Genomic DNA, 1,190 nt, shown 5'->3' with positions numbered 1-1,190 from the left:
CATGCCGACATCGTCGACATCCTGGTTACGGGTCGGCCGTGTCATGCAACTGGTGCTGGAGGGGGTGGCAGGCGCCACCCTCTTCGGCATGATGCTGCTGACCACGGCGGACGTGACCGGCCGTTTCTTCTTCAATTCCCCGATTCTCGGTGCCGTGGAGCTGACCCAGCTGATGCTGGCGGCGGTGATCTTCCTGTCGCTGCCGGTGGTGTGCTGGCGTGAAGAGCACGTCAGTGTGGATCTGCTCGACGCCATCTTTCCGGCGCGCTGGATCTGGGTGCGCCAGGTGATCGTCAACCTGATCGTCACCCTGGCGCTGTGGGTGATGGCCGGGCGCGTCTGGGCACTGGGTGTACGGGCCTTTGACTGGGGGGATGTCACCGAGTTTCTGCGCATCCCGACCGGCTATCTCATTTACCTGATGGCGATCATGCTGGCCCTGTCCGCGCTGCTCACCCTGATGCGCGCCGGCGGCTACCTGCTGGAAGGCATCGGTGTCCTCGAGCGAGGCGGCCCACTGAGCCCCGGAGGTACCCCATGATCGAGTCACTCTATGGGTTCGCCGCCCTGCTGATCCTGGCGTTTCTGCGGGTGCCGCTGGCCTTCGCCATGGGCATCGTCGGCTTCGCGGGGTTCTACTATCTCACCGGCAACTGGACGGCAGCCGAAGCCATGGCGGCACGCCGCGTCGTGGATACCGGTATGGATTACGGCCTGTCGGTGATCCCGCTGTTCATCCTGATGGGCAACCTGGTGTCCCATGCCGGGCTCTCGGATGCCCTGTTCCGTGCCTCCAACGGGTTTCTCGGTCATCGCAAGGGGGGGCAGGCGATGGCCACCATCGTCGCCTGCGGCGGCTTCAGTGCGATCTGCGGCTCGAGCCTGGCCACCTGTGCCACCATGGGGCGGGTGGCCATGCCCCAGATGCGCAAGTACGGCTACAAGGACTCGCTGGCCGCCGCCTCCATCGCCGCCGGTGGCACCCTGGGCATCCTGATTCCGCCCAGCGTGATGCTGGTGATCTACGGCATCCTCACCGAGACCAGCATCCGGGAACTGTTTGCCGCAGGCTTCATTCCCGGCATGATCGGCGTCCTGTTCTACCTGGTGGCGGTGAAGTGGGTGCTGTGGCGCGACCCGGACGCCGGGCCGGCCGGCGAGATGGTGCCCTGGGGGGAGCGCTTTGCCGC

The 1,190-nt window shown here is 65.9% G+C and carries 2 protein-coding genes; both read left to right on the top strand.

The annotated features are described in order from the left end of the window. The first annotated feature begins 1 nt into the window (after position 1). Positions 2–541, top strand: a complete 540-nt coding sequence (locus HALO32_RS00070) for a TRAP transporter small permease (protein ID WP_151441748.1) — start codon at positions 2–4, stop codon at positions 539–541. Further along, a partial coding sequence (locus tag HALO32_RS00065; protein WP_151441747.1) for a TRAP transporter large permease subunit occupies positions 538–1,190 on the top strand: 653 nt, incomplete at its 3' end. The genes HALO32_RS00070 and HALO32_RS00065, both read left to right, overlap by 4 nt.

The sequence above is a fragment of the Halomonas lysinitropha genome (assembly GCF_902500215.1).
In the GTDB taxonomy this organism is placed as follows: domain Bacteria; phylum Pseudomonadota; class Gammaproteobacteria; order Pseudomonadales; family Halomonadaceae; genus Halomonas; species Halomonas lysinitropha.
This window is presented reverse-complemented; position numbering and strand designations above follow the sequence as displayed.

What these genes read in the sequence shown, in the direction of transcription:
- HALO32_RS00070 (WP_151441748.1), top strand. Translation starts at nt 2, where the DNA reads ATGCCGACATCGTCGACATCCTGGTTACGGGTCGGCCGTGTCATGCAA.